The organism is Streptomyces sp. N50 (assembly GCF_033335955.1).
In the GTDB taxonomy this organism is placed as follows: Bacteria; Actinomycetota; Actinomycetes; order Streptomycetales; family Streptomycetaceae; genus Streptomyces.
Window position 1 is genome coordinate 1199166 of sequence record NZ_CP137549.1, and the last position, 20290, is coordinate 1219455.

Annotated in this window: 18 protein-coding genes and 1 pseudogene; 6 read left to right on the plus strand and 13 right to left on the minus strand. The window is 70.4% G+C overall.

The genetic code is table 11. The features are described 5' to 3' along the window. Positions 1-159 precede the first annotated feature (159 nt). Positions 160-1371 carry an MFS transporter gene (locus R2B38_RS04920; protein WP_318015133.1) on the plus strand — a complete coding sequence of 404 codons (1212 nt, stop codon included), beginning with the start codon at positions 160-162 and terminating at the stop codon, positions 1369-1371. Here R2B38_RS04920 and R2B38_RS04925 read toward each other — a convergent pair. Beyond that, complete coding sequence (locus tag R2B38_RS04925; protein ID WP_318015134.1) at positions 1331-1789, minus strand: acyl-CoA thioesterase; 459 nt, start codon at positions 1787-1789, stop codon at positions 1331-1333. The genes R2B38_RS04920 and R2B38_RS04925 overlap by 41 nt on opposite strands. 119 nt (positions 1790-1908) lie before the next feature. After that, positions 1909-3174 carry an alginate lyase family protein gene (locus tag R2B38_RS04930; protein ID WP_318015135.1) on the minus strand — a complete coding sequence of 422 codons (1266 nt, stop codon included), beginning with the start codon at positions 3172-3174 and terminating at the stop codon, positions 1909-1911. A 150-nt stretch (positions 3175-3324) separates the two neighbouring features. Here R2B38_RS04930 and R2B38_RS04935 point away from each other — a divergent pair. Then, positions 3325-4723 (plus strand): annotated as a pseudogene (locus R2B38_RS04935) (uracil-xanthine permease family protein). Here R2B38_RS04935 and R2B38_RS04940 read toward each other — a convergent pair. Beyond that, complete coding sequence (locus R2B38_RS04940; protein WP_318021588.1) at positions 4705-5805, minus strand: glycoside hydrolase family 6 protein; 1101 nt, start codon at positions 5803-5805, stop codon at positions 4705-4707. The pseudogene R2B38_RS04935 and the gene R2B38_RS04940 overlap by 19 nt on opposite strands. 125 nt (positions 5806-5930) lie before the next feature. Between R2B38_RS04940 and R2B38_RS04945 the strand changes: the two genes are divergently transcribed. Both R2B38_RS04945 and R2B38_RS04950 read left to right on the plus strand, forming a co-directional pair. Further along, positions 5931-6626 carry a DUF5995 family protein gene (locus tag R2B38_RS04945; RefSeq protein WP_318015136.1) on the plus strand — a complete coding sequence of 232 codons (696 nt, stop codon included), beginning with the start codon at positions 5931-5933 and terminating at the stop codon, positions 6624-6626. A gap of 89 nt (positions 6627-6715) precedes the next feature. After that, entirely contained in the window at positions 6716-7645 is a 930-nt protein-coding gene (locus R2B38_RS04950) for an LLM class F420-dependent oxidoreductase (protein ID WP_318015137.1), read from the plus strand. Positions 7646-7652: 7 nt separating this feature from the next. On the opposite strand, the gene R2B38_RS04955 is transcribed toward R2B38_RS04950, so the two are convergent. Together R2B38_RS04955 and R2B38_RS04960 are read right to left on the minus strand one after the other, a co-directional pair. Beyond that, the gene (locus R2B38_RS04955; protein ID WP_318015138.1) at positions 7653-9350 is read right to left on the minus strand and encodes a flavin monoamine oxidase family protein; all 1698 of its coding nucleotides are present in this window, start codon (positions 9348-9350) and stop codon (positions 7653-7655) included. 59 nt (positions 9351-9409) lie between these two features. Then, the gene (locus R2B38_RS04960) at positions 9410-10198 is read right to left on the minus strand and encodes a carbon-nitrogen hydrolase family protein (RefSeq protein WP_318015139.1); all 789 of its coding nucleotides are present in this window, start codon (positions 10196-10198) and stop codon (positions 9410-9412) included. Between the two features lie 251 nt (positions 10199-10449). On the opposite strand from R2B38_RS04960, the gene R2B38_RS04965 reads away from it, so the two are divergent. After that, the gene (locus R2B38_RS04965; RefSeq protein WP_318015140.1) at positions 10450-11292 is read left to right on the plus strand and encodes a DUF1963 domain-containing protein; all 843 of its coding nucleotides are present in this window, start codon (positions 10450-10452) and stop codon (positions 11290-11292) included. A 104-nt stretch (positions 11293-11396) separates the two neighbouring features. Here the strand turns inward: R2B38_RS04965 and R2B38_RS04970 are convergent, their stop codons facing one another. Genes R2B38_RS04970 through R2B38_RS04990 form a run of 5 tightly spaced genes read right to left on the minus strand, consistent with a single transcriptional unit; the run spans position 11397 to position 16852 of the window. After that, positions 11397-12872 carry an HAD-IA family hydrolase gene (locus R2B38_RS04970; protein ID WP_318015141.1) on the minus strand — a complete coding sequence of 492 codons (1476 nt, stop codon included), beginning with the start codon at positions 12870-12872 and terminating at the stop codon, positions 11397-11399. Between the two features lie 46 nt (positions 12873-12918). Then, positions 12919-13992, minus strand: a complete 1074-nt coding sequence (locus tag R2B38_RS04975; RefSeq protein ID WP_318015142.1) for an ABC transporter ATP-binding protein — start codon at positions 13990-13992, stop codon at positions 12919-12921. Positions 13993-13995: 3 nt separating this feature from the next. Then, on the minus strand, positions 13996-14814 hold the full coding sequence (locus R2B38_RS04980; protein ID WP_318015143.1) for an ABC transporter permease: 819 nt from the start codon (positions 14812-14814) through the stop codon (positions 13996-13998). Then, on the minus strand, positions 14799-15698 hold the full coding sequence (locus tag R2B38_RS04985; protein ID WP_318015144.1) for an ABC transporter permease: 900 nt from the start codon (positions 15696-15698) through the stop codon (positions 14799-14801). The genes R2B38_RS04980 and R2B38_RS04985 overlap by 16 nt, the downstream gene beginning before the upstream one ends. Beyond that, entirely contained in the window at positions 15695-16852 is a 1158-nt protein-coding gene (locus R2B38_RS04990; protein WP_318015145.1) for an ABC transporter substrate-binding protein, read from the minus strand. The genes R2B38_RS04985 and R2B38_RS04990 overlap by 4 nt, the downstream gene beginning before the upstream one ends. A gap of 225 nt (positions 16853-17077) precedes the next feature. On the opposite strand from R2B38_RS04990, the gene R2B38_RS04995 reads away from it, so the two are divergent. Next, entirely contained in the window at positions 17078-17818 is a 741-nt protein-coding gene (locus R2B38_RS04995) for a GntR family transcriptional regulator (protein WP_318015146.1), read from the plus strand. A gap of 10 nt (positions 17819-17828) precedes the next feature. Here R2B38_RS04995 and R2B38_RS05000 read toward each other — a convergent pair whose 3' ends face one another. The 3 genes from R2B38_RS05000 to R2B38_RS05010 are packed head-to-tail and all read right to left on the minus strand — an operon-like array spanning position 17829 to position 20240. After that, positions 17829-18257 (minus strand): VOC family protein, encoded by a 429-nt coding sequence (locus tag R2B38_RS05000; RefSeq protein ID WP_318015147.1) that lies wholly within the window; start codon positions 18255-18257, stop codon positions 17829-17831. A gap of 44 nt (positions 18258-18301) precedes the next feature. Next, entirely contained in the window at positions 18302-18754 is a 453-nt protein-coding gene (locus tag R2B38_RS05005) for an Lrp/AsnC family transcriptional regulator (RefSeq protein ID WP_019059706.1), read from the minus strand. 10 nt (positions 18755-18764) lie between these two features. Further along, positions 18765-20240 (minus strand): amino acid permease, encoded by a 1476-nt coding sequence (locus R2B38_RS05010; protein ID WP_318015148.1) that lies wholly within the window; start codon positions 20238-20240, stop codon positions 18765-18767. Positions 20241-20290 lie beyond the last annotated feature (50 nt).

A 20290-nucleotide genomic window follows, 5' to 3' on the forward strand; every position in this document is an offset into this window, starting at 1 on the left:
TCCTCCCAGATCGAGGGGGTGCGGCGGGCGGCCGGTATTTCGCTATCTATCAGGCAGGGTTCCTGATAGTTTACCCGGCGCGAGCGGGACGAGAACGCGCGAGCACGAACTTTGACGGCGGCAGTCGGCGGGGACTTGACCAGCAGGAGGGGCGGGACAATGAGCGAAGTGGTCTACGACCGACACGAGGTGAAGCGTGCCCGGTACGCCGTGGCGGCCGTCTTCGCCGTGCACGGCGCGGTCACCGGCTCGTTCGCGACCCGCGTGCCGTGGATCCAGGAGCACGCGCACGTCGCCGCCGGCTGCCTCGGATTCGCCCTGGCCTTCGGGGCGTTCGGCGCCTCGTGCTCGATGCCGCTGGCCGGCTGGATCACCCACCGCTTCGGCAGCCGCACGGCCCTGCGCGGGCTGATCGCCATGTGGACGATGTCCCTGATCCTGCCGTCGCTGGCGCCGAACCTGGTCACGCTCTGCCTGGCGATGTTCACGTACGGCGCGAGCGCGGGCATGGCCGACGTCGCGATGAACGCGCTCGGCGTCGAGATCGAGCGACTCCTCGACAAGTCGATCATGTCGAGTCTGCACGGCATGTGGAGCGCGGGTGCCCTGATCGGTTCGGCGGGCGGCACGCTCGCCGCGCACCTCGGCTCGGACGCCCGCGTGCACCACCTCATCGCCGCCGTGATCCTCACCGCGCTCGGCGTGACCGCCTGCCACTGGGTGCTCGACATCCCCCCGGGCGTCGAGGAGGAAGCACCGCCGCGGTTCACGCTGCCGCCCAAGTCCGCGCTGCTCATCGGCGCGGTGGGCTTCTGCGCGGTGTTCGCTGAGGGGGCGAGCCTGGACTGGTCCGCGGTGTTCCTGAAGGACCAGTTGGGTACGTCGGCCGGGCTCGCGGCGGCCTCCACCACCGGCTTCATGCTGACGATGGCGGTCGCCCGGCTGGTCGGCGACGGGGTGGTGAACCGCTTCGGTTCGGTGCGCACGGTCCGCGCGGGCGGGGTGCTGTCCGTGTTCGGCGGGCTGCTGATCGTCCTCGCGGAGAACCCCGCGCTGACGATGATCGGCTTCGCGCTGCTCGGTCTCGGCATCGCCGTGGTCGTCCCGCTGTGCTTCGCGGCGGCGGGCCGCAGCGGCCCCAACCCCAGCCAGGCCATCGCGGGCGTCGCGACGATCACCTACACGTCGGGTCTGGTCGCGCCGAGCCTGATCGGCGGGGTGGCGCAGGCGACGAGCCTGGTCGTGTCGTTCTGCCTGGTCACGGTGCTGGCGGGCGGCCTCGTGGTCTTCGCGGGCGTGCTCCGCGCCGGGGACCGCGACCGCCCGAAGGTCAGCCCGCCGAGCGCAGCAGTGTCCGGCCCACGGCCCTGAACCCCTCGCTCCAGGGCGCGGGCCGCAACGTCCCCGCGTCCAGCCGCACAAGCACCCGGGTGCCGGTCGCGTACGTCGTCACCCCGTCCGCCGAGCAGAGCCGGAAGCCGTACGTCAGCCCCGTCGTCCCCAGCCGGTCCAGCCACAGGTGTACGGCGTACGCCCCCGGCCTGGTGACCGGCGCCTCGTAGCTGATCAGCAGTTCCTTCACCACGTTGCAGGCGTCCCCGGCGCTCGCCCAGTCGCCGTCGAAGCGGACCCCGTGCTCCTGCCACAGCTCGGTCCAGGCGCGCTCGACGAGGAGCGGGAAGCGGGCGTTGTGCAGCATGCCGAGTGCGTCGAGATCGTCGAAGTGCACGGTCACGGCGACGAGTTGGCCGTACGACAGGACGGTGGCGGACGGGGATTCGACGGTCACGGCGGGGCTCCCGAGCGGTGCTGGTGGGGCGGTGGAGACTGTGGGGACGCCCCATTCTAAGCGACCGCTCAGGAGCCCCTGTCAGGAAGGCCCTGGTCAGGCCGGTGACCGGCGGGCGGTCACCCGGCGATCGAGTCCAGCTGCTCGGCCGCCGGACGCAGCGCCCACAGGTCACCGCCGGGCGGCGCCTCCAGCTTCGGCACGGCGGCCTGCGCCTTCTTGTCCCCCGCGTCGGCGGCCGCGTGGACGACATCGCTCGCCGCGTACCGGTAGAACTCCAGCTCCGGGTGCGACCACGCGGCGGCCCCGGTGGCGGCCGGCAGCAGATAGTCCACCGCCTTCGACAGGCCCTGCCCGTCCGGCCCTTGATAGGTCCACAGGTTCACGCCCACTTGCCGGCCGATGGCGGCGAGCCGGGTGTACGCGACCAGGTCGAAGGTCGAGTAGTGCCAACTCCGCGTCCGCGCCAGCTCCTGCGGCTGACTGCCGTCGCCCGCGATCTGCGGGTCGATGCGCTTGGCACGCGCGTCCAGCACGGTTCGCCTGGCCAGCGCCGTGTCACCGGTCGCGTAGGCGAGGGCGGCCAACTCCATGTCGTAGAAGGTGCCGTGGTTGTTGGCGGCGGCGCCCTCCTCCTTGCCGAAGGCGCTGTTCTTCAGCCAGCCGAGGAAGGCGGAGTTCCAACTGGCCATCGCGGTACGGTCGTTCTTCGTCCAGCCGGGGGCGCCGGCGCCGAGGATCGCGATGGCGTCGACGACGCTGGTGTACGACTGGGAGAAGTCGATGATGCCGATGGCTCGGCCGTCGTACTTGCACGGGATGAACTGGGCGTGGTCCAGGTTGGGGTTCATCTTCGTGGCCGGGTCGAGGAACCAGGTGCGCAGGACCTGGTCGGCCTTCCGCGCGTACCGCCTGTCGCCGGTGTAGTACCAGGCGAGCGCGAGGTCGTACGTCGAGTCGAAGACCTTCTCCACGTCCTGGCGGTCGGTCCCCGTGTCGACCTCGGGGTTGCGCTGCCCGTCACGCTGGACGTACGGGCAGCCCCACGGATTGTCGGCGGTCGGGGTGGTCGTGGGCCACCAGTAGGGCGCCTGGCTCAGGTACTCGTGAACGTCCCCTCCGGGGGCGGGTTTCGGCTTGTCGACGACCGTCCAGGGGCCCTGGTGCAGCCAGTTGTCGGCACGGGCCGTCAACTGCTTCAGCGCACGCCGGAGTTGGGGGTCGCCGTGGTCCAGACGGACTTTCGCCTCCTGGAGGCGGGTGCCGTCGAGGACGGCGGTGCGCGGGACGGCGGGGGCCGTGTGCGCGGAGGCGGAGGGGGCGAACAGGGCTGTCAGCGTCGCCGCGGCCACCAGCAGAACACTCAGCCGGGGTCTTCTACTCACCGATCAACTCCGATCAGATACGTGAACGCAGTTCATGAGTGGAACCGTGCGAGCGTAGAACCCCGAGGTAGCCGTGACAATGGTCCGGACCGACTTCAGATAGACAGAATTCAGCTAGCGAATTCAGCTACAGAGAAAGCGAACCCCACCATGGACCTCGGCGTGCGCTGGAAGCTGCACGGTGACGGGCACACGCCCGCACCCGGAGCGGTCGTCCGCCCCGACGAACGGCTCTCCTGGCCGCGCACGGTCGGGCTCGGCGCCCAGCACGTGGTGGCGATGTTCGGGGCGTCCTTCGTCGCCCCGGTCCTCATGGGTCTGGACCCCAACCTCGCGATCATGATGTCCGGCGTCGCGACCGTGATCTTCCTGCTCGCCACCAGGGGCCGGGCCCAGCTACCTCGGCTGCTCCCTGTCCTTCGTGGGCGTGGCCGCCGTGATCCGCGCCCAGGGCGGCACCAGCGCGACGGTGACCGGCGCGGTGTTCGTCGTCGGGGTCGTGCTGTTCCTGGTCGGTGTCGCCGTGCAGCGGTTCGGGGCGCGGATCATCCACGCCGCGATGCCGCCGATCGTGACCGGCGCGGTGGTGATGCTGATCGGCTTCAACCTCGCCCCGGTGACCGCCGCCACCTACTGGCCGCAGGACCAGTGGACGGCCCTGCTGGTCATGGCGTTCACCGGTCTGGCCGTCGTCTGTCTGCGTGGTTTCTGGTCCCGGGTCGCGATCTTCCTGGGCCTGGTCTTCGGCTACGGCATCTCCTGGGCGTTCGACCGGATCTTCGGCCGCATCCACTCGATGAGCGCGAGCGGCGAGGTCACCGACCACTGGCGGCTGAACCTCTCCGCCGTCGGCAAGGCCGACTGGGTCGGGCTGCCGTCCTTCCACGGACCGACGTTCCAGTGGTCGGCGATCCTGGTCGCGCTGCCGGTGGTGATCGCGCTGGTCGCCGAGAACGCCGGGCACGTCAAGGCAGTTGGGGAGATGACCGGCGACTCACTGGACGACAAGCTGGGCACGGCGATCTCGGCGGACGGCGTCGCCTCGATGCTGTCGACCGCCGTCGGCGGCCCGCCCAACACCACCTACTCCGAGAACATCGGCGTGATGGCCGCGACCCGCGTCTACTCCACCGCCGCCTACTGGGCCGCCGCCGGCTTCGCGCTCCTCTTCGGCCTCTGCCCCAAGTTCGGCGCGATCGTGGCCGCGATCCCGGGCGGGGTGCTCGGCGGGATCACCGTCATCCTCTACGGCATGATCGGCCTGCTCGGCGCGCAGATCTGGCTCAACTCCGGTGTGGATCTGCGCAATCCGCTGAACCTGGTACCGGCCGCGGCGGGCATCATCATCGGCGTCGGCGGTGTCACCATCAAGTTCACCGACAACTTCACGCTCAGCGGTATCGCCCTGGGCACGCTCGTCGTCATCACCGGCTACCACGCCCTGCGCTTCCTCGCGCCCGCCCATCTCAAGACGGACCAACCGCTGCTGGACGAGGGCACGTCGTCGTACGACACACCCCACGACCCCGGTCAGCGCGCCAAGTCGTAGGCGTACGACGCCGTGAACGTACCGGCCGTACCCCGGCAACCGTCCGACTCCCCCGGCAACTTGACCCACAGATAACCGTCGATCCGCGCCTCCCCGGTGTCGAGAGTCGGCGCCCGGCCGATCTTCCGGCCCGCCGGGTCGCACCACTGGCCGTCGGCCGGGGCGCCGTTGCCGTTGCGGCTGGTGTCGATGACGGCGCCGAGGTTCGCGGGGCCGCCCAGAGCGTCCAGGACCTGGCGGTCGTAGGCGATCTCCGCCGAAGTGGTGTGGAAATTCGAGACGTTGCTGAAGATCCCGTCCGAGGAGGCGGCCGAGGCCGCGCCCGCCTGCTTCAGCAGGGCCGCCTGCTGTGCGGCCGGGTTCCAGTCGGAGTGGCCCGCGTCGTAGTAGACGCGGGCCTTCGGATCGGCGGACTTCAGAACGCGGCCCGCGCGGGCCAACGCCTCGAAGCGGTCGGCGCGTTGGGCGGCGGAGAGGCAGTCGGCCTGGGCTATCGAGTCGGGTTCGAGGACGACCACGACCTCCCGTGAGCCCAGGCCCGCCGCGAAGTCGTCGATCCAGCCGTCGTACGCGTCGACGTCCGGCGCCCCGCCCTCGGACGCCCCGCCGCAGTCCCGGTCCGGAATCGCGTACGGCACGACCACCGGCACCCTGCCCTGTGCCGCCGCCCCCGAAGTCACCGCGCGCACCCGGTCGGTGATCGTCGACGGCGTGAAGTCCGCGAACCAGACCGCCGCCGGCTGGTCGGCGATCCGGGACGCGATGACCTCGGTACGGGGGTCGTCGGGGTGATCGCGGACCCAGTCGAGGACCTGGGAGTCCGAGTGGCGGTAGAGGCGGGAGGAGGTGATGCGGGGCGGTTTCCGGGTGGGGCCGGTCGTGGTGGTCTTCTTCGGATGGGCCGACGAACTCGCCTTCGGGGAAGGGGAGTTCAATGTAGTCGGCACATCGGGCCACGGCAGCAGCACGGTCGCGTCGCTCGCGTCCGGCCGGGTCCGGTCCGTGCCGCGTTCGTCGTCCAGCGCTCTGATCGCCCCGGTCATCGCGCCGAGCGTGACCACGATCGAGGCCGCCACGACCAGTACGCTCCGCCGTCGGTCCCGCGAACCCGACACACCGCCCCCTCACACCGGACCCGTTCCCCCGTTCTGGGGAAGTCTCGGGCCCGGCGGCGCCTCGGCCAGCCTAGGGCTGGGACGCTGCCCCCATGGGGCAATTGGCACACTTCACCACACCCGTGACACCCGTGGACAAGGTCGTCTCCCGGCTGCGCGCGCTCGACGAGGAACTGCCCGCGCGGGACGGGATCGCGGTGTTCAACCGCGTCTACCTCGCCGTCACGGAGGCGGTCGACCGGAGCGTCGACGCCGGACGGTTCACGGACGCGCGGGCCATGATCACACTGGACGTACGGTTCGCGGAGCGGTACCTCGCCGCCGTGGACGCGGCGGCCAACGGGCGCCGCCCGCCCGCCTGTTGGCGCCCGCTGTTCCAGCTCCGCCGCCATCCCGGCGTACGACCGCTGCAGTTCGCCCTGTCCGGCATCAACGCGCACATCGGCCACGATCTCGCGCTCGCCGTCGTGGACGCCTGTCGCACGCTGGACTGCGAACCGGCCGAGCTGGAGGACGAGTTCGACCGCGTCGGCGATCTCCTCGTGTCGCTGGAGGAGCGCGTCCGCGAGGAGCTGATGCCGGGGCCCGACCTGTTCCAGATCGCCGATCCGCTCACGCATCTGCTCGGCTCGTGGAGTCTGGAGCGCGCCAGGGAGGCGACCTGGACGGCGGCGCGGGCCCTGTGGGCGCTGCGTGGACTGCCCGACGTGGCCGAGGAGTTCACCGAACGGCTGGACGCGGCGGTCGGACTCGCGGGCCGCATGATGCTCACGCCACTGCCGGACTGATCCAGCCATACCCGGGAGCGGGACCCGACCGCACGCCGTCGGGAGAGTTACGTTGACGGTTCAAGTGCCTGTTGCGAAGGAGCACGAGCATGGCCACCAGGTTGGGTCTCACTCTTCCCCAGACGCACCAGTACGACATCGGCAAGGACGTCCCGGACGTGGCCCGCGCGGCCGAGGAGATCGGCTACGAGAGCCTCTGGGTCTTCGAACGCGCCCTCTTCCCGGAACCCGCGACCCAGGGGCTCTACAACATGGAGGGCGTCCCGTGGCCCGACGAGTACCGCTCGGTCGCCGAACCCCTGGTGACGCTGGCGCTGGCCGTGTCGGCCACCCGGCGGGCCCGGCTCGGCACCAGTGTGCTGGTGGCCCCGCTGCACGGACCGTTCCAACTGGCGCGGACGCTCGGCACGTTGGACGCGGCGAGCGACGGCCGGGTGGTGGCCGGGTTCGGCACCGGCTGGTCGCTCGACGAGTACGCGGCGGCCGGGATCGCCCCGTTCAAGGACCGCGGCAAGTCCCTGGACGAGGTGCTGGACGTGTGCCGTGCGGTGTGGGGCCCTGACCCGGTGACGTACGAGGGGACGCTGACCACCATCAACTCCTCGGTGGTCGGACCCAAGCCCGCACGACCGATCCCCATTCTGCTGCCCGCGATGAGCAAGAAGGCGCTGACCCGACTCGTCGATCGCGCCGACGGCTGGCAGCCGGTGGCCATGGGCGCCGGGCAACTGGCCGCGGAATGGCGGGCGTTGCGGGAGCTGGCCGCCGAGCGCGGCCGTACCGAGCCGCTCCAGTCGGCGGCCCGGATCAATCTGCGGTACACGTCCAAGGCCTACGAGGGCGCGGACCGCCCGCCGTTCGCCGGCAACATCGACCAGATCGTGACGGACCTCGTGGCGCATGTCGAGGTCGGTCTCGACGAGTACTTCTTCGAGTTCGCCGGTGCCCCGCGGGACGCCGAGGAACTCAAGGACCTGGCCGCCGAGCTGTACACGGCGGCCCGCGCGGCCGGGGTCTGAACTCCCCTCAGTCCTCCGGGAGTTCGACCGGCGCGATCTCGTCGTAGACGTCCCCGGGCCCGGGGTTGGTCGGGTCGGTCGCTCCCCCGAGTTGGTGCATGACGCCCCAGACCGCGTTCAGCGCGGTCTGGACGGCGCCCTCGGCCCAGCCGGCCGTCCAGGAGATGTCGTCGCCGGCGAGGAAGACGCCCCGCTTGTCCGCGGGCAGCCGGTCCTGCATGAAGTGGGTGAACAGGCGCCGCTGGTAGCGGTAGTGGCCGGGCAGGTTGGCCTTGAACGCGCCCATGAAATAAGGCTCGTTCTCCCACGACACGGTCACCGGGCTGCCGATGACGTGCTTCCTGATGTCGACCTTCGGGTAGATCTCGCCGAGCGACTTCAGCATGACCTCCATCCGCTCGTTCGCCGACAGCGGCAGCCACTTGAGGCTGTCGTCGCACCAGGTGTACGAGAGGCAGATGACGGCAGGCTTGTCCGGGCCGTCGTCGAGGAGGTAAGTCCCGCGCGTCATACGGTCGGTGAGGGTCATCGACATGACGTCCCGGCCGGTCTCCTCGTCCTTGTCGAGCCAGAACGGCCGGTCGACCGGGACGAACAGCTTCGAGCTCTCCATGTAGTGGGTGCGCTCGATCGCGGTCCAGTGGTCGATCGGGAAGAGCGAGTCGTCGCAGGCGATCTTCGAGAGCAGCATCCAGGACTGGGCGGTGAAGATCGCGGCCTGGTAGGTGCGGATGTCGCCGTTGGCGTCCGTCACGGTGATCCCGTTGCCGGCGGTGCGGTGCAGCCGGGTCACGGCCGGGCGGGGTTCGCCGTTCACATGCAGGGACGCCAGCGAGGTGCCGTAGGGCCAGTGGACGATCTTCTGCGGCTCGCGGTCCCAGAGGCGGAGCGGGAGTTGCTGGGAGCCGCCGACGATGCCGCGGTGGTGGTCGTCGGCCTCGGTGTAGACGACGCGCAGGATTTCGAGGATCGAGTTGGGGAAGTCGGTGTCCCAGCCCCCCGTTCCGAAGCCGACCTGGCCGAAGATCTCGCGGTGCCGGAAGGACTTGAAGGACTCCGAGTCGCAGAGGAAGCCGTAGAAGGTCTGGTTGTCGAGCTTCTCGACGAGCTTCGACCAGATCTCGCGGATGCGCGGGACATCGCGTTCGCGCATCGCGCGGTTCATGTCGGAGAAGTCGGCGCCCTCTTCGAGGCAGGCGTTCCAGGCGTGCATCACGTCGCGGTAGACCTGCGGGAGGTCGTCGACGGTGGTCGCGTAGTGGGACTCGCCCTTGAGGTCGACGACGGTCGAAGGGGTCGCCTCCGCAAGGGGGTTGGGGAACGGCCGGGTCTCAAGGCCCACCAGGTCGATGTAGTGCTGGAGGGCGGTGGAGGAGGGCGGGAAACGCATCGCGCCCATCTCGGCGGTCAGCGACGGATCGCACCCGTCGAAGCCGACGGTACGCAGCCGCCCGCCGATCTGGTCGGCCTCGTAGACAACGGGCTTGAGGCCCATCTTCATCAGTTCGTAAGCGGCCACGATGCCGGACAACCCGCCGCCGATGACGGCGACTTCGGTGCCGTGCTCGGTCGCGGGTATCTGGCCGAGGCCCGCCGGGTGGGCGAGGAAGTCGTCGTACGCGTAGGGGAAGTCCGGCCCGAACATGGTGATCGGCGGCTGCCGCTCGTCGGCGTGCTGGACGGCGTTGGGCACCGTGGACGTCATGGGGTACGGACTCCTAGCGGAACAAGAACAAGTACAAGTGCGGGAACAGCAGGGGGGATTCAGGCGAGGGACCCGTAGAGGCCGGGGCGACGGTCCGTCAGATACGGGTTCGCCGCACGGGAGTTGGCGAGCAACTCGGAGTCGACGTCCGCGAGAAGGAGTTCCTCGCCACGGCCGGCGCGGGTGCGGGCGACTCCGTCGGGACCGGCGAGGGTGGAGAGGCCGAAGAAGTCGAACTCCCCTTCCTGGCCGATGCGGTTGATGTACGCCACGTACATCTGGTTCTCCCAGGCGCGCACCGGGACCAGTGCCTCGGCGACGAACTGGAACGGGTGCATGTTCGCCGTCGGGACGAGGAGCAGGTCGGTGCCGGCGAGGGCGTGGGCGCGGACGGGCTCCGGGAACTCGACGTCGTAGCAGATCATCAGGCCGACGGTCAGACCGTTCAACTCGGCCTGGACGACCGGCTGTTCGCCGGGTGTGAAGTGGGCGCGCTCGAAGTCGCCGAAGAGGTGGGTCTTGCGGTAGTTGGCCAGGCGGGTGCCGTCGGCGGAGACCAGCTGGGCCGAGTTGTACACGGCGTCGCCGTCGCGCTCGGGGTAGCCGTAGGCGACGGCAAGTCCGTGCCGGCCGGCGATCTCGGCGACGGCGTCCGCGGAGTCGCCGTCGGCGGGCTCGGCGAGGCGGCCGACGTCGTCGCCGATCGCGTATCCGGTGAGGAACATCTCCGGCGCGGCGAGCAGCGCGGCACCGCCGGCCGCGGCGCGGCCCGCCGCCTCGTCGAGGACCTTGAGGTTCTCGACGACGGAGCCGGGGCGCCCGGAGCTCTGGAGGAGGGCGGTGCGCATGTCTTGTTCCTCACCGGTACGAAAGGGCTGAAGCGGTTGAAAAGGCTGAAGAGGTTGAAGAGCCACCTATCGGGGCCCACCTAGACGGTACGGCCGAGGGGCCGGGCCGGACAAGAAGGAGCTGTTGCGCGCCGGTGAGCGGTTTGTTGCGTGCGGGTGGGGCGGGGTGGCGATTCGTTGCGTGCCTGGTGGGAGCCGGTGGTTCCGGAGCGGTGCACCCGTTGTCAGTCCTCGGGCGTAGGTTTCCGCCCATGAATCCTGAACTGATCAACCGGCTCGCGCCGTTCCGTGCGGAGGCGCTGCGGCGCGGGATACCGCGCGAGGACGTCGAGGGCTGGATCGCCGACGCCCGTCCCTGCGCGACCCTCGTCACCCGTGGGGACGGGCCGGTCGTCGGCAGGTTCGGCGGGCCACTGCTGCTGCCTGCCGACGTCCCCGACCCCTGGTTCCCGTTACTCGCCACCCTCGACTGCGCGGCCCTGCCGGAGGAGGTGACGGGCCTTCCGCTGCCTGCCGACGGCCGCCTGCTGCTCTTCGGCTTTCCAGAACTGCCGAGCTACATAGGACCGGCCGGAGAGGTCGTGTACATCCCCGAGGGGACACCCGTCGAGGAGCGGAGGCCGAAGAACAACTACGACTACGAAGAACTCATCTGCGAACAGTTCCCCCAGGAGGAGCTGCGGCTGGCGCCCGATATCTCCATGGCGTCCCACTCCCTGTTCTGGACCGAGGAGCGCGGCGGGGAGGTCGTCACGCTCCCCGGCCATCCCCATGCCGGTGAGCTGGCCGAGACGTGGGAGCAGACGTACGGCGACATCGTCGTCGACGGACCGCTGCACATCGGCGGCTACGCCTCCCACGAGTGCACGGAGACGGACCCCGTCCTGGACGCGGCCGACGAGGCGAAGGACTCACGACGGTTCCGAGGCGACACCACGGAGCTGCCCGCCCCCGAGGACTGGGTACTGCTCGCCCAGTGGGACATCGGCCTGGACGGCCGCGAGGGCTCCACCCTCCACTGGGTAATTCCACGACAGGATCTGACCGAGCGCCGCTTCGACCGCGCGCATGTGTCCTTCTTCTGGAACCCCTGATGGCTTGACAGGCGGCCCGGCAACGCGCCCCAAAGGGGCGCGGGGAACTGCGCGCCCAGCCACAACGGACCCGCAGCCGACATACCGACCTTCCAGCGGCGCACTTAACTCCGGGGCACCACGAACACCGTAAGAACAGCCGCATGGTCAGACGGCCAGCAGTTACCGGCCACATCCGGCCAGGGGCTAGGCGTGCCGACCACGAACGTACGAGAGTCCAGCACGCTCAGCCCCCGGTACAGGACGTAGTCGATCCGGTCCTGCGGCTCATCGCGCCCACTACCGTCCTCGTGCACAGGATGAATCGGCGACCAGGTGTACCCAGGCGACGCGACCGGGTCCGGATGAACCTCCCGGTACGAGTCCCGCAACCCCGCATCCGCCGCCGCCTTCGTCACCGGCCACTCCACACCCGCCCAGTCCAGATGCGAAGGGCAGTTGAAGTCACCGACCAGCACAACGGGAACGGCGTCGTCGCCCACCTCCGCGATCCTGCCAAGGGCATCCCGCATCTGGGCGAGCCGAACGCCCTCATGAGCGATCAGATCAGCGGCCGGAAGCCCGTCGAACGCGAACTCGTAGGGGCCGTAGGGCGTGTAGTCGAGATGGCAGGTCCACACATCGACCTCACGCCCCTCCCCCACGGCGATCCGGACACCACCCGCGCCATAGAAGCCGACATCCGGGTCGCCGAAACGCGCGGTGATCGGATGGCGGCTGATGACACCGAGGTTCTCGCCCGCCCGGTGGTGGTACCAGCCGAGCGCCTCGGCCAGTTCCTCCGCCGCCGTGCCGCCCGTCTCCTGGAGGCCGACCACGTCCGCGCCGGTCTCCGCGATCGCCTTCAGCTGCTTGGTCCGGTGGTCGTCGACCTCGCTGCCGCCGAGCCAGAGGTTCCAGGTCAACACGCGTAGCTCGTACGGCCGTTCGCGCGTCACCATCGCGCGCAGGGCCGCCGGGGTGACCCCGACGAGACTGTCCCGTACGGTCCGGCCGGGGGCCGCGTCGATCGGGGCCAGCGACGGCACCGCGAGGACCGCGCAGCCGGCCGCCTCGGCGGAGCTGACGCCGGTCTGGGTGTCCTCGACGGCCACGCAGGCCGCCGGTTCGACGCCGAGGGCGCGGCAGGCGGCGAGGTAGGGGTCGGGCGCGGGCTTCGTGCGCCCGGTGTCGTCGGCGGTGACGGAGACGGCGAAGCGGCTCGCGCCGAGGGCTTCGAGGACGGTGTCGGCGACCGCGCGGGGGGACGCGGTGACGAGCGCCGTGGGGACGCCGTCGCGGGCGAGGGCGTCGAGCAGGGCGAGCGCGCCGGGCCGGGGCACGATGCCGGTGCGGACGCGGGCGGCGAACTCCCGGTGGAGCTCGACCGCGAGGTCCGCCGCCGACGCGCCCGTGGTCCGGGCGAGCCAGTCGGCGGTGTGCTCGACCGGGCGGCCGAGCACCTCCGGCTGGTCCGCGTCCGTCAGGGTCCTGCCCGCGACCTGCTCCACCGCCTCGCACCACAGCCGCTCGGTGTCGACGAGCGTTCCGTCCATGTCGAACAGGACGGCCTGGAGCGGGAGTTGGGTGTGGGGGGTCACGTTTCTCTCTTTCAGTACGGGCACTACGGGCCACCATGGCCCCAGGTCAGATGCGTTCTGCCACGAGTACCGGCCGTTCCGGCAGCGACACCCGTACGGCGACGCCGGCGCCCAGCCCCGCGGCCTCGTGCGCGGGCAGGTCGGCCTTGACCTCGGTGGAGTCGGCGAGCTGCACGGTGAGGCGGACGACCGAGCCGAGGAAGGCGGTGGCGACGACCCGCGCGTCACCGGCGGCGTCGGCCCGTACGTCGATCGCCTCGGGGCGTACGAGGACGTCCACCTCCGTCAGCGCGGGCGCCTCGCCGTCGACCGGCAGCCGCTGCCCGAGCACTTCGACGACCCCGTCGGTCAGGTGCCCCGGGAGCCGGCTCATCGTGCCGACGAACTCGGCGACGAAGGCGGTCGCGGGCCGGCCGTACAACTCGGCCGGTGCGGCGCACTGTTCGAGCTTTCCGGCGCGCATCACGGCGACCCGGTCGGCTATGGACAGCGCCTCTTCCTGATCGTGCGTCACGAAGAGGGTGGTGATGCCGAGTTCCTGCTGGAGGCGGCGGATCTCCTCACGCAGGGACAGCCGCACCTTGGCGTCGAGCGCCGAGAGCGGTTCGTCCAGGAGCAGGACGCGCGGGCGCAGGGCGAGCGCGCGGGCCAGCGCGACACGCTGCTGCTGGCCGCCGGAGAGCTGGTGCGGGAAGCGCTCGCCCTTGTCGCCGAGCCCGACGAGGTCGAGCAACTCGCCCGCGCGGGACCGTCGTTCGGCCGTACGTACCTTGCGCATGCGGAGGCCGAAGGCGACGTTGTCGAGAGCGTTGAGATGCGGGAAGAGGCTGTACGACTGGAAGACCATCCCGGCGTCGCGGCGGTGCGCGGGCACGTCGGTGACGTCCTTGCCGTCCACCAACACCTCACCGGACGTGGGGTGTTCGAAGCCGGCGAGCATGCGCAGGGCGGTGGTCTTGCCGCAGCCGGAGGGGCCGAGCAGGGCCAGGAACTCGCCGGGCCGCACGGTCAGGTCGAGTCCGTCGAGGGCGACCGTGGGGCCGAACTCCCGGCGCAGGCCCCGGAATTCGACGGTGGCGGCGTTGTCCGTCGTGGTCTTCTCAAGCGTGGTGGCGGTCATGGTTCATCCCCGGGACGAAGCGGTTTTGTCACGTCCGCCGACACCGGCGAGCGTGAGGAGGAGTGCCCAGGTGACGACCAGGCTGAGCACGGAGACGGCGACGGAGAGCTGGGCGTTGGACCCGCCGACGCTGTAGATCCACACGGCGAAGGGCTGGAAACCCAGGAGTTGGGCCACGGTGAACTCACCGAGGACCAGGGCGAGCGTGAGGAAGGAGGCGTTGAGCAACGCGCCGCGCAGATTGGGCAGTACGGTCCGCACGAGTGCCTGCGGCCAGTTCGCGCCGCAGCTGCGGGCGGCCTCGACCAGGGTCTTCACGTCGATGGCGCGCAGCCCCGAGTCCAGCGCCCGGTACACGAACGGCAGCGCCATCACGACGTAGGCGAGGACGAGGATGAACGGGAAGCTCGGGTTCTGGATGGCCACGAAGGTCTCGAACAGCGGGGTGCGGGACAGGTAGTCGGGGCCCCACTTCAAGACCGTTGCGATACCGGCGACGAAGGCGATCGGCGGCACCACCAGCGGCAGCGAGCAGATCACCTCGACGACCGGGCGCAGCCGGGGCGCTCCGAGCCGTAGCGCGACCATGGCCGGGACCATCAGGAGCAGGACGACGGCGATGGTGGCGGCGGCGAGTTCCAGCGAGAGCACCAGGCTGGAGGTGAAGCCGTCGGCGGAGACGATCTGGGTGTAGGCGTCGAAGGTGACGCCCTCGCCGGGCACGTCGACCGTGAAGACCACGGACGCGGCGAGCGGGACCAGGAAGTACAGGGCGGCCAGGCCGAGGACGACCCACCGCCAGAGGTTCAGGCGTCCAGCCATCGCGCGCTCCGTCGTTGCAGGGGCAGGTACACGGCCATGACCACACCCGCGACCAGGACCATGTCGAGGCTGAGGGCGAGGGCCACGTTCTCCTGGCCGACCAGCACGTTGCCGGAGATGGCGTCGGCGATCTGCAGGGTGACCAGCGGGATCGAACTGCCCACCATGGCCGCGGCGGTGGCGTACGCGGCGAACGCGCTGCCGAAGAGGAGGACGAACCCGCCGAGCAGCGAGGGCAGCAGCACCGGCAGGGCCACGTGCCGCCAGTACTGGACGCCGGTCGCGCCGTTGTTCGCGGCGGCCTCGCGCCACTGGGCGCGCAGGCCCTCCAGGGCCGGGGTGATGGTGAGGACCATCAGCGGGATGAGGAAGTACAGGTAGACGAGGACCAGGCCCGAGAAGCTGTAGAGGTCCCAGCCCTTGTCCTTGAGGCCCAAGTGGGTCGTCAGCACACCGGCGTTGCCGAGGGTGGCGACGAACGCGAAGGCCAGCGGGACACCGCCGAAGTTGGCGAGGACGCCGGACGCGGTGAGCACGGCCTCGCGCAGCGCGCGGAAGCGGGAGGTGACGACGACCTGCGCGAGCGGAAGACCGAGCAGGGTGCCCAGGGCGGCCGAGAGCGCGGACAGCTTGACGCTGCCGATCAGCGCGGTGAGGTAGGCGCCCTTCAGGGACTCGGTGAGGTTGGCGGTGCTGTACGAAGTGGCGCCCGCCGTCTGGTTCTTGACGGTGAAGGCGCCGTTCAGCATCGCGACGGCGGGCACCCCGAAGGCGACCGCGACGAACACGAGCAGCGGGACCACGGCGATCCAGCCGGGGACGCGGCGCCGCCGCTTCACGGAAGCGGCGGCGCCGACGTCGGCCCGCGTGAGCGTGGCCGTCATCCGGAGACGGCCTTCGCCCAGCCGGACGCGATGACCGTCTTGGCCTTGCTCTGCTGGGCCTCGGTCGGGAAGGACGGGGTGCCGGAGACCGCGGGAAGCTTGGCGGCGGCGGTCTTGTCGAGCGTGCCGGCCGACTCCATCGAGGTCATCAGGACCGGGCGCGCGTAGCCCTTGAGCCAGAGGTTCTGGCCCTCGGCGCTGTACAGGTACTCCTGCCACAGGCGGGCAGCCGCCGGGTGCGGGGCGTCCTTGTTGATGGCCTGCGAGTAGTACTGCGCGTACTGGCCGTCGCTCGGGATGGAGACCTTCCAGTCGACGCCCTTGGACTTGAACTCGTCGGCGTAACCGGCGTTCAGGTAGTCCCAGTCGATGGAGATGGGCGTCTCGCCCTTCTCGACGGTCGCCGGGGTGGACTCGACGGGCGTGTAGTTGCCGTTCTTCTTCAACTTGGCGAAGAAGTCCAGGCCGGGCTGGATGTCGTCGAAGGAGCCCTTGTTGGCGAGCGCCGCCGCGTAGACGCCGCCGAAGGCCGAACCCGACTTGGTGGGGTTGCCGTTGAGGGCGACCTGGCCCTTGTACTGCGGCTTCAGCAGGTCCGCGAAGGTGGTCGGGCAGGTCTTCACGCGCTTGGCGTCGCAGCCGATGGAGATGTAGCCGCCGTAGTCGTTGAACCACTGCCCCTTCGGGTCCTTCTGGCCCTCGGGGATCTGGTCGAAGGAGGCGACCTTGTACGGCGCGAGCAGGCCCTGCTGGGCGGCGCTCAGCGCGAAGGAGGAGCCGAGGTCGAGGACGTCGGGCGCACGGTCCTGGCCCTTGCGGGAGGTGACGGCGTTGATCTCGTCCTGGCTGGAGCCGTCCGGGTTCTCGTCCGTGATCTTGATGCCGTACTTCTTGGTGAAGCCGTCGATGATGGCGCCGTAGTTGGCCCAGTCGCGGGGCACCGCGATGATGTGCAGCGTGCCCTCCTTCTTGGCCGCCTTCACCAGGGCGTCCATGCCGCCGAAGTCGGCGACGGAGGTGGCGGTGGCGGCGTTCTTGCCGTCGGCGGTGGTCGACGAGTTGGTGGGAGCGGCGCCGCAGGCGCTGAGGGCGAGCGCGGCGACGACGGCGAGGGATCCACCCAGGACGGCGTTTCTCGGCGGGGACACGGTCACGGTCTCTCCAGGGGTGCGCACGAGGGTTAGAGCAGAGCGGAGAACTTGTCGGCAGAACTTGTCTGAACAAGTTGGCCTCAGTACGCCGGGTGATGGTGTCTTGTTCGTAAACATTGGCGAAACCGTGACCCCTTCTTCTCTGCACACTCCTGGCTGACACGGATCACCGGGGGAACTCGACTACGCTGCTCACGCTGTGCACAGTGGTCAACTCGGAGGGGAAGCATGACGGCGCGACACGAGGAGATCGCCGACGAGCTGCGCAGGGCCATCGACCGCGAGGAGTACACAGTCGGCAGCCTGTTGCCCGCGGAGACGGACCTCGCGGCGCAGTACGGCGTCTCGCGCGGCACGGTCCGCCAGGCCGTCGCGGCCCTCACCGCCGAGGGGCTGATCGGCTCCCGCCAGGGCGCCCGCCGGGTGGTGCTGGCCAGCCGCCGCAGCCAGAGTTTCGCGGAGCTGCGCAGCTTCGCCGAGTGGGCCCGCGCGATGGAGCGCGAGGCGACCGGGCACGTGGTCGCGCAGGAGTACCGCCCGGCCACCGCCGAGGACGCCGTACGCCTCCAACTCGCCGCGGGGACACCGGTGTTGCACGTGCTCCGGGTCCGCGGCCTGGACGGCGAGCCGGTCCTCCTGGAGCGGACGGTGTACGCCGACTGGATCTCCCCCGCCGTCGAGGCGATCGAGCCGGAGTGCCCGTCGGTGACCCAACGCCTGTACGACGACACGGGGTTGGTCTTCGCCTACGGCGAGCACGTCATCGACGCGGTCGCCGCGGGCGCGCAGGACGCGGAGCTGCTGGGCATCCGCCGGACCAGCCCGCTGCTGCGGGTGCGCCGGGTCACAACGACCCGCGAAGGACGACCAGTTGAGTGGTCGGACGACCGCTACCGCTCGGACGCGGTGAGCTTCAGCGTGCACAACTCGATAGGGAACAACGCGCTGGCGCGCAAGACGGCGGAGTGAGTCCGGAGCCTCAACTGCCCGCCACGCAGAACTCGTTGCCCTCGGGATCGGCCATCACGACATGGTGTCCGTCGAACTCGGCGAGCACCCGGCCGCCCGCTTCCACCAGCCGCGCGGCCTCCGCTCTGATCGCTGCCCACCGCTCCTCCGGGCCGCCCCGCACCGGCACCCGGATGTCCAAGTGCAGCCTGTTCTTGGCCGACTTGGGCTCGGGAACCTTGAGGATGGACAGGCGCGGGCCGACGCCGTCGGGGTCGCGGAGCCAGGCGCCGTCGTCCTCGGAGTCGTCATCCACCGGCTCGAACTGAGCCGCCCACTCGGCCCGCGTGGCGAAGGGCGCGGGCGGCGGCTCGTCGACATAGCCGAGGGCCGTCTTCCAGAACGCGGCGAGGCGCGGGGCGTCGTCGCAGTCCAGGGTGAGATCGATGCGTGCTGCCATGCCCTCGACCGTACGGCGCCCCACTGACAGTCGCCCCCGAATGCCTACGTCGGCGAGCCGGACGAGAAGCGGCGCAGCAGTGGGGAGAGGACGAGCACCGACTTGGTGCGCTCCACGAAGGGCTCCCCCGCGATCCGCTCCAGCACCCGCTCGAAGTGCCGCATGTCGGCGGCGAAGACCTGGACGACCGCGTCCGCGTCACCCGTGACCGTCGACGCGGCCACGACCTCCTGGTAGCGCTCAAGCCCCCGCCGGATGGTGTCCGGGGACGTGTTGTGCCGGCAGTAGATCTCGACGAACCCCTCGGTCTCCCAGCCGAGCGCCGACGGGTCCACCCGGACGGTGAAGCCGGTGATGGCGCCGGTGGCCCGCAGCCGGTCCACGCGCCGCTTAACGGCGGGCGCGGACAGGCCGACGAGCTGCCCGATGTCCGCGAAGGAGCGGCGGGCGTCCTCGGCGAGGGCGTGCACGATGCGTTCGTCGAGTTCGTTCAGCACGGTGGATCGATCACTTCTCGGGTGGTGCGGTGGGTGCCAGTCGGGAGCGCCGGTGGCCGTATACGAAGTAGAACACGAGCCCGACGGCCATCCAGATTCCGAAGACCACCCAGGTGACGGCCGAGAGGCTGCCCATCATCCACACGCACAGCCCGAAGCCCACGGCGGGCAGGACCGGCGACAGCGGTACGCGGAAGGTGCGGGACATGTCCGGGCGGGTCCGGCGCAGCACCACGACGGCGATGTTGACCAGCGCGAAGGCGAAGAGCGTGCCGATGCTGGTCGCGTCCGCGAGCTGCCCCAGCGGGATGGCGGCGGCGAGGACCCCGCAGAACAGGGACACGATGACGGTGTTCGCGCGGGGCGCCCCGGTCTTCGGGTGGACCTTGCCGAACACCTTGGGGACCAGCCCGTCCCGGGACATCGCGAAGAGGATGCGGGTCTGGCCGTAGAGCACGGTCAGGACGACGCTCGCGATGGCGATGACCGCGCACCCCGCGAGCAGGGTTCCCCAGAAGGACTGGCCGGTGACGTCGCGCATGATCTGGGCGAGGGCGGCCTCGGAGTCGTTGAAGCGGCGCCAGGGCTTCGCGCCGACGGCGACGGCCGCGACGAGGACGTAGAGCGCCGTCACGATGACGAGGGAGAGCATGATCGCGCGGGGCAGGTCGCGCTGCGCGTTCTTCGCCTCCTCACCGGCCGTGGAGGCGGCGTCGAAGCCGATGTACGAGAAGAAGAGCGTCGCCCCGGCCGCGCTGACGCCCGCCATGCCCAGCGGCATGAAGTGGTCGTAGTTGCCGGACCTGAAGCCCTGGATGCCGATCGCGCAGAACAGCACCAGCGCGGCGATCTTCACGCACACCATGACCGTGTTGGCGCGCGCGGACTCCTTGGCGCCGCCGAGCAGGAACGCCATCGCGAGGAGCACGACGATCAGCGCCGGGAGGTTGAAGACGCCGCCGTCGCCGGGCGGGGCGGACAGCGCGTCCGGGATGGTGACGCCGATCGTCCCGTCGAGGAGTTCGTTGAGGTACTCGCCCCAGCCGACGGCGACGGCGGCGACCGAGACGCCGTACTCCAGGACCAGACACCAGCCGCAGATCCAGGCGATCAGCTCGCCCATGGTGGCGTAGGCGTACGAGTACGAGGAGCCGGCGACCGGGATGGTGCCCGCGAGTTCGGCGTAGGAGAGGGCCGAGAACAGGGCGGTGAGGCCGGCGATCACGAAGGAGAGGGTGACGGCGGGACCGGCCTTGGGGACGGCTTCGCCGAGGACGACGAAGATGCCGGTGCCGAGGGTGGCGCCGATGCTGATCATCGTCAGCTGCCAGAGCCCGAGGGAGCGGCGGAGCGAGCCGCCCTCGCCGTGGCCGCCCTCGGCGACCAGGAGTTCCACGGGCTTGCGGCGCATCAGACGCGCGCCGAGCCCCGGGGACGGCTCGGCGGTCTGACGGCGGTCGTGCGGGGGTGCGCCTTGGTCGAGCACGCGGTGGCTCCTTGTCGCTGCCGGTCACGGCGGCAGGGACGGGCGGCGCG

Excerpts from the sequence above, each read along its gene's own strand:
- R2B38_RS04995 (WP_318015146.1), top strand. The coding sequence starts at position 17,078 with ATGACGGCGCGACACGAGGAGATCGCCGACGAGCTGCGCAGGGCCATC.
- R2B38_RS04960 (WP_318015139.1), bottom strand. The coding sequence starts at position 10,198 with ATGCGCACCGCCCTCCTCCAGAGCTCCGGGCGCCCCGGCTCCGTCGTC.
- R2B38_RS04920 (WP_318015133.1), top strand. The coding sequence starts at position 160 with ATGAGCGAAGTGGTCTACGACCGACACGAGGTGAAGCGTGCCCGGTAC.
- R2B38_RS05000 (WP_318015147.1), bottom strand. The coding sequence starts at position 18,257 with ATGGCAGCACGCATCGATCTCACCCTGGACTGCGACGACGCCCCGCGC.
- R2B38_RS04985 (WP_318015144.1), bottom strand. The coding sequence starts at position 15,698 with ATGACGGCCACGCTCACGCGGGCCGACGTCGGCGCCGCCGCTTCCGTG.
- R2B38_RS04965 (WP_318015140.1), top strand. The coding sequence starts at position 10,450 with ATGAATCCTGAACTGATCAACCGGCTCGCGCCGTTCCGTGCGGAGGCG.
- R2B38_RS04955 (WP_318015138.1), bottom strand. The coding sequence starts at position 9,350 with ATGACGTCCACGGTGCCCAACGCCGTCCAGCACGCCGACGAGCGGCAG.
- R2B38_RS04980 (WP_318015143.1), bottom strand. The coding sequence starts at position 14,814 with ATGGCTGGACGCCTGAACCTCTGGCGGTGGGTCGTCCTCGGCCTGGCC.
- R2B38_RS04950 (WP_318015137.1), top strand. The coding sequence starts at position 6,716 with ATGGCCACCAGGTTGGGTCTCACTCTTCCCCAGACGCACCAGTACGAC.
- R2B38_RS04945 (WP_318015136.1), top strand. The coding sequence starts at position 5,931 with ATGGGGCAATTGGCACACTTCACCACACCCGTGACACCCGTGGACAAG.
- R2B38_RS04975 (WP_318015142.1), bottom strand. The coding sequence starts at position 13,992 with ATGACCGCCACCACGCTTGAGAAGACCACGACGGACAACGCCGCCACC.